The organism is Acinetobacter sp. NS-4 (genome assembly GCF_037402435.1).
Classification (GTDB): domain Bacteria; phylum Pseudomonadota; class Gammaproteobacteria; order Pseudomonadales; family Moraxellaceae; genus Acinetobacter.
In genome coordinates this window covers 80,275-86,383 of the sequence record NZ_JBBEUE010000015.1, presented here as the reverse complement: position 1 = coordinate 86,383, position 6,109 = coordinate 80,275, and the positions used below count along the sequence as shown (strand labels likewise).

9 protein-coding genes are annotated in these 6,109 nt (G+C 40.6%); 4 read left to right on the top strand and 5 right to left on the bottom strand.

Annotation, left to right across the window (positions count from 1 at the left end):
- Positions 1–57 precede the first annotated feature (57 nt).
- The 5 genes from WAE57_RS12140 to rplM form a co-directional block, all read right to left on the bottom strand.
- Positions 58–705, bottom strand: coding sequence for a hypothetical protein (locus tag WAE57_RS12140; protein WP_337710803.1), 648 nt, complete (start codon positions 703–705; stop codon positions 58–60).
- 19 nt (positions 706–724) lie between these two features.
- Positions 725–1,156: a ClpXP protease specificity-enhancing factor gene (locus WAE57_RS12135; protein WP_237788284.1), complete on the bottom strand. Its 432-nt coding sequence runs from the start codon at positions 1,154–1,156 to the stop codon at positions 725–727.
- 12 nt (positions 1,157–1,168) lie between these two features.
- A complete protein-coding gene (locus WAE57_RS12130; protein ID WP_237788283.1) occupies positions 1,169–1,819 on the bottom strand; it encodes a glutathione S-transferase N-terminal domain-containing protein in 651 nt (216 codons plus the stop codon).
- Positions 1,820–2,085: 266 nt separating this feature from the next.
- Complete coding sequence (rpsI, locus tag WAE57_RS12125) at positions 2,086–2,472, bottom strand: 30S ribosomal protein S9 (RefSeq protein WP_086175429.1); 387 nt, start codon at positions 2,470–2,472, stop codon at positions 2,086–2,088.
- 12 nt (positions 2,473–2,484) lie between these two features.
- On the bottom strand, positions 2,485–2,913 hold the full coding sequence (gene rplM / locus WAE57_RS12120; protein ID WP_004811299.1) for a 50S ribosomal protein L13: 429 nt from the start codon (positions 2,911–2,913) through the stop codon (positions 2,485–2,487).
- 32 nt (positions 2,914–2,945) lie between these two features.
- Here rplM and WAE57_RS12115 point away from each other — a divergent pair, with 32 nt between their 5' ends.
- From WAE57_RS12115 to WAE57_RS12100, 4 genes are all read left to right on the top strand, one after another.
- Positions 2,946–3,095: a hypothetical protein gene (locus WAE57_RS12115; RefSeq protein ID WP_337710802.1), complete on the top strand. Its 150-nt coding sequence runs from the start codon at positions 2,946–2,948 to the stop codon at positions 3,093–3,095.
- 318 nt (positions 3,096–3,413) lie between these two features.
- Positions 3,414–4,382, top strand: coding sequence for a 4-hydroxythreonine-4-phosphate dehydrogenase PdxA (gene pdxA / locus WAE57_RS12110; RefSeq protein WP_337710801.1), 969 nt, complete (start codon positions 3,414–3,416; stop codon positions 4,380–4,382).
- 33 nt (positions 4,383–4,415) lie between these two features.
- Positions 4,416–5,228, top strand: a complete 813-nt coding sequence (gene rsmA / locus WAE57_RS12105) for a 16S rRNA (adenine(1518)-N(6)/adenine(1519)-N(6))-dimethyltransferase RsmA (protein ID WP_086175427.1) — start codon at positions 4,416–4,418, stop codon at positions 5,226–5,228.
- Between the two features lie 15 nt (positions 5,229–5,243).
- The gene (locus WAE57_RS12100; RefSeq protein ID WP_337710806.1) at positions 5,244–6,077 is read left to right on the top strand and encodes a symmetrical bis(5'-nucleosyl)-tetraphosphatase; all 834 of its coding nucleotides are present in this window, start codon (positions 5,244–5,246) and stop codon (positions 6,075–6,077) included.
- Positions 6,078–6,109 lie beyond the last annotated feature (32 nt).

Below are 6,109 nucleotides of genomic sequence, written 5' to 3'. Positions count from 1 at the left end.
ATATAAGCAATAAAAAACCAGCAAATGCTGGTTTTAAGATTGGAATTTTTGCAAATGTTAAGCAAAAATATTACATGCTGCAGAGGTCAGTACCCAAAGAATTGCGATTGCAACGACAGGCTCAACAATCTTTGCCCAGGTTGGGGTGCTTACAACTGAAACTTCTTCAACATCATGCTGCTGGATATTCTGGTGAACCATTTGACTAAACTCCTTCATTGTTGAGTCTAATGATATCTCTTCTTGCTCAATTGGTTTAGAGCCTTTTAATTCTGTTAGCTCGTTTGTTGACCAAACCCAATCAGAAGCTTGACCAGATAGGTGTTCAATTTGTCCTAATATAAGCTCATGTAACCCTCTGATATTCAGATTTCCAATATCATTAAGCTGTTTTAATTCTGCCAGTTGTAATTTTAATATTTCAGTTACTGTTGGTTCTAACTCATTTTTAGGCAAGCTGGACTGATTTTTTGAAGATGTTGTAAGATGTCGCGCAACCTCTTGAATAAACAGATCCTCTGGCGAGGAAATTTCTTGGTAAACTTTTTTATCGTCGGTTCGCCAAAGTGAAATGAGTTTACCTAATACCAGCGCATTAATTTCTAACAGCTGAGTTTTTCGATCTTCTCTAGAATAATGTTCGAGAAGCTGAGGCTTTTGAGTGTTAATCTGCTCAGCAAAATATTGTACTAAATCAAAAGCCATTCACTTGCTCCATATTATTTTAGTCTAATAACCGTAGGCTCGGTTTTTTCTTAGGTTGTTCAGTTTCTTCTGAAGTTGTAGTAGATTTTAAAGTATCTTCAGCGATTTGGGTACCTTCATATTCATTTGGATCAAAGAATAAACCTTGCCCATTTTCACGTGCATAAATGCCCATCACTGCATTTAAGGGTACATAGATATCACGTGAAACGCCACCAAAACGCGCAGAGAAGGTGATAGCATCGTTACTCATGGTTAACTGATGTACAGCATGAGGCACGATATTTAAAACAATCTGACCATCCTGAATGAATTGTTCCGGGACCCTGGTATTGGGCTGAGTCGCATCAACCAGTAAATAAGGGGTAAGGTTGTTGTCACAAATCCATTCATAAATAGCACGTGCTAAATAAGGGCGGGTAGGGGGGAGATTCAATTCTTGTTCAGACATGATTTTGCTCGATTAATTTACCAAAAATTCACTGTAGCGGTTTTTTTCCTGCATCGTTAAGGACTTGATAAATGCAGGCCGACTAAAAACTCGTTGACAATATAAATGAATAGGACGGCAATGCTGTTTAGGTAATTCAATACCCATGGCTTTTAAACGTATAAAAATGGGTGCTAGCATGCAATCTAAAATTGTAAAGCTTTCCGACATAAAATAGGGAAAATGCTGAAATAGAGGGGTAAGTGAAATAAGCGTATCTCTGAGTTGCTTTTGAGCTTTTACTTTCTCTTTTTCATTCAGGGTATCTGGATGACGTAGCATAATATCAGCCAGTTTTAACCAGTCTTGATCAAAACGCCAGATATACTGACGTTGTTCTGCGCGTGGCATTGGAGCATCGGCATAGAGCTTGTTTTGACGATAGCGGTCATCTAGATATTCGGAAATAATGCCACTATTGAAGAGCTTAAGCTCATTCTCAATCATCATAGGAAGCTGGTTATAGGGATTTAGACTGGCGAGATCTTCATCATCTTCATCTACAATAATTAGATTATATTTGATTTGCTTCTCGGCAAGTACATAGCGTATCCAGTGTGAGCGAAAATCATCCGCATGACTGTAAAGCGTGATTCCTTGAGGAGGTGCATTTTCGATTGACATAATCCGAAGCAGTGATAAATGAATAGGATAGGATACTAAAATTGGGCTATAAAATCACGGTTCAATGGTGATGAATGAAATTTATATTTTTTGCTGTACCCATTTTTAACTTGCAGATGGCTAGGCACTGGTTTTTGTATGATGGCCAATAACTATAGGTTGTGATCGTTTATGGGTATCGATTCGTTTTATTCGTTAGTTCTTTGTAATAGGCAATAAAAAAGCCTTGGATAAACCAAGGCTTTTTGTCCGATTCGGTAAACGAATTAACGTTTAGAGAATTGAGGACGTTTACGAGCTTTACGTAAACCAAGTTTCTTACGTTCAACTTCACGAGCATCACGAGTAACGAAACCAGCTTGACGAAGAGCAGGTTTAACAGATTCGTCAGCAGCGATCAATGCACGAGTAATACCGTGACGGATAGCGCCAGCTTGACCACCGATACCACCACCAGCAACAGTGATGTAAAGGTCAAATTTTTCAGTAGCTTCAAGAAGCTCTAAAGGTTGACGAACAACCATACGAGCAGTTTCACGACCGAAATATTGCTCAAGAGTACGGTTATTGATTACGAGTTTACCTGTACCAGCTGATAAGAAAACACGTGCAGTTGCGGTCTTACGGCGACCTGTACCATAGTTAGTAGCCATGTGCTGTATCCCTTAGATGTCCAAAACTTGTGGCTGTTGAGCAGTATGTGGATGCTCAGTACCAGCGTACACTTTCATTTTTTTGATCATTGCATAACCAAGAGGACCTTTTGGCAACATGCCTTTTACAGCGCGTTGGAAAATTTCTTCTGGTTTGTGAGCAACTAATTTCTCGAAATTAGTTTCACGAATACCACCAGGGAAACCAGTATGGCGATAATATTTCTTATCAAGTGATTTTTTACCAGTCACTTGAACTTGTTCAGCATTGATCACAACGATGTAATCACCAGTGTCAACGTGAGGAGTATAAGAAGTTTTATGCTTACCGCGTAAACGACGAGCGATTTCAGTCGCAAGACGACCTAAAGTTTTGCCAGAAGCATCAACAACGTACCAGTCGTGTTGAACTTCAGCTGGCTTAGCGCTGAGAGTTTTCATTAAACCACTACCTATTATAGTTGGTTTGGACTATGGAAGCTGTCCAAACAAAAGGAGACCGAATTCTACCTGAAAGCCAGGAGAATCACAATGAAAATATAAAATTTCAAGCGGTATATTTTAAAAGAACAATAATGAAAATGGAAGGGGTGGAGAATCTAAAACTGATGCTTGGTAAATGAGGATAAAAATATTGTCTTTCATCTCGGGAACTGACAATTTTGCATGCCTTCCTTTAAAGCTACAGACACAATTTTATCGGAATGAAGAATCACATTATTCAGCATTTTTGCTGTTTCTAACAACTGATGATTAAAATTTAACATCCTGTTTTCAATGGAATATTAAAGTGAAAAATATCGATGTAATGCGAATTACAACTATTTACTAGCTATCTTGTTGATTAAAGTATTTGATCTATAGGTTGTTTTGCACAGCTTCAGCTTTCTTGTTCCGCATTCGCGTTATAATGTTGATCATCAAGCTTACTTGGATGAATTATGCTTCCTTTATATGTCACTAGTGGTGAACCTGCCGGTATTGGTCCAGATATTTGTCTAAGTTTGGCGGATCGTATTGATGAGCGACCAGTCGTGGTATTGGCCGACATTGATTTATTAAAGCAACGTGCCGAATTATTAAATATTGATATCGAGCTGCTAGAGTATCAAGGCCAAGCTGAATCATGGGCGCAAGGACAGCTATATGTAGAACATGTGCCATTAAATGCTGAGGTGGTGTTGGGACAACTCAATGCACAAAATTCTGTCTATGTTTTAGAACAATTACGTCGTTCAGCAGATTATGCCATGCAGGGTAAAAGTGTCGGTGTGGCTACAGCACCTGTGCAAAAATCTATTATCAATGAAGCGGGTATTCACTTTAGTGGTCATACCGAATATTACCAGGAATTTGCTGGGGTACCGCGTGTAGTGATGATGCTGGCCACCAAGACTTTACGTGTAGCGCTAGCGACTACCCATTTGGCCTTACGCGATGTGCCGGATGCTATTACTTCAGAACGATTGCATCAAGTGATTGATATTCTGATTCATGATTTGAAAACCAAATTCAGGATTGATCATCCGCGTATTTTAGTTTGTGGTCTGAATCCACATGCCGGTGAGGGTGGCTACTTGGGCATGGAAGAAATTGAAGTGATTAATCCGGTGCTGGAAAGTTACCGTGCACAGGGCATCAATATGAGCCTGAGTTTGCCTGCTGATACACTGTTTACCCCGGAAAATTTAAAAGATGCCGATGCCGTTCTGGCGATGTATCACGATCAGGGCTTACCTGTGTTAAAATCTCAAGGATTTGGTGAAGCCATTAACATTACTTTGGGCTTACCTTTTATCCGTACTTCTGTAGATCATGGCACAGCGCTCTCCCTTGCAGGGACTGGACTGGCAAAAAGTTCAAGCTTGCACGTTGCTGTCGATTTAGCCCTAGATTTGGCTCGCCACTGATTTTTACTCATTACTCACGTTGGAAATGTTTTTATGTATCAAATTAATGCCTTAAACCCAAAAGATGAAGGGCATCACACGCGTAAGCGTTTTGGTCAAAACTTCTTACATGACCAACGTGTCATTGCAAAAATTGTACGTTCGGTAAACCCGCGTGCAGGTGAAAATATTGTTGAAATTGGTCCGGGTCTTGCAGCTTTGACTTCGCCTTTAATTGGTGAATGTGATGCCTTGACCGTGCTTGAGCTGGATCGTGATTTGGCGGCAGGTTTACCAGGTCGTGTACCGCATCCTGAACGTTTAACCATTATTGAAACCGATGCATTAAAATACGACTTCACCAATTTATTTGCAGAAGGTCGTCCGCTTCGTGTGGTTGGTAACTTACCCTATAACATTTCGACACCGTTGTTGTTCCACCTCTTGGAATTTGGTGACAAAGTCAAAGACATGCACTTCATGTTGCAAAAAGAAGTGGTTGACCGTATTACCGCATCACCAAACAGCAAAGAATATGGCCGTTTGTCAGTGATGATTCAGTATTACTGCAAACCGACTTTCTTGTTTGAAGTACCGCCGGGATCATTCAATCCACCACCTAAAGTCACCTCTGCAGTTTTCCGTCTAGAGCCTTATGCAACCAAGCCGATTGTGGCAAAAAGTGAAAAAGCTTTAGCCCGTCTGGTTTCACATGTATTCACCCAACGTCGTAAAACCTTGCGCAATAGTTTAAAAGGCATGCTGGTTGAAGAAGGTTTTGAAAATGCTGGTGTTGATCCAATGGCACGTCCAGAAACTTTAACGCTGGCTCAATTTGTTGCATTAGCAGATCAAATGGTGGATTAAGTGGCAGCTTCGGATATTCGATACAATTATGTGATTGGTGATGTTCAAGGCTGTTTCGAGGCCTTAAAAGCTCTGCTGAAAGAAATCAGGTTCGATCCGGATCAGGATTTTATCTGGTTTGCCGGTGATCTGGTGGCGCGGGGTGAAAACTCGGTTGGCACACTACGCTTTGTCAAAAAACTGGTGGATCGTGGTGTGGCAGCTACAGTACTGGGTAATCATGATTTAACCCTGTTGGCATGTGCACGTGGTTTAAAAGAGCTAAATGAAAGAGATAAAACCAGCGATGTGATTGATGCTATTGATAGCGATGATTTAATTGACTGGTTGCGTAAACAGCCTTTATGCCTGTTTCCGAATGAACAAACCATATTGACGCATGCGGGTATTCCTTGCCTTTGGTCAGCAGAGCAAACTGCGGCATTGGCAAAAGAAATAGAAGCGGTTATTTCCCATGATGATTTTGCTGTAGTGGATGCTTTCTTGGCGGAAATGTACGGTAAAAAACCCGATCTTTGGTCAGATGATTTGCAAGGCAATGAGCGCTTGCGTTGTATTACCAATTATCTGACCCGTATGCGTTTAACCAATGCAGAAGGGCAAATGGAATTCTGCTTTAAAGATTCTCTGGATGATCCCATGCCTGAAGGCTTTCAGCCATGGTTTGAGTTTGGATCCAAAGCTGCTAAAACTCATCAGTTGATTTTTGGACACTGGGCCGCATTACAAGGGAAAACCATTACGCCACAGATTCAGAATGTTGATGGGGGGTGTGTTTGGGGACATCAGCTAATCGCTTATCGATTAGAAGATCAACAATTGTTTAAAGTTGATAATCCTATGATGTAATCATCGAGATCAGCAAAATTAAAAAAGCCACA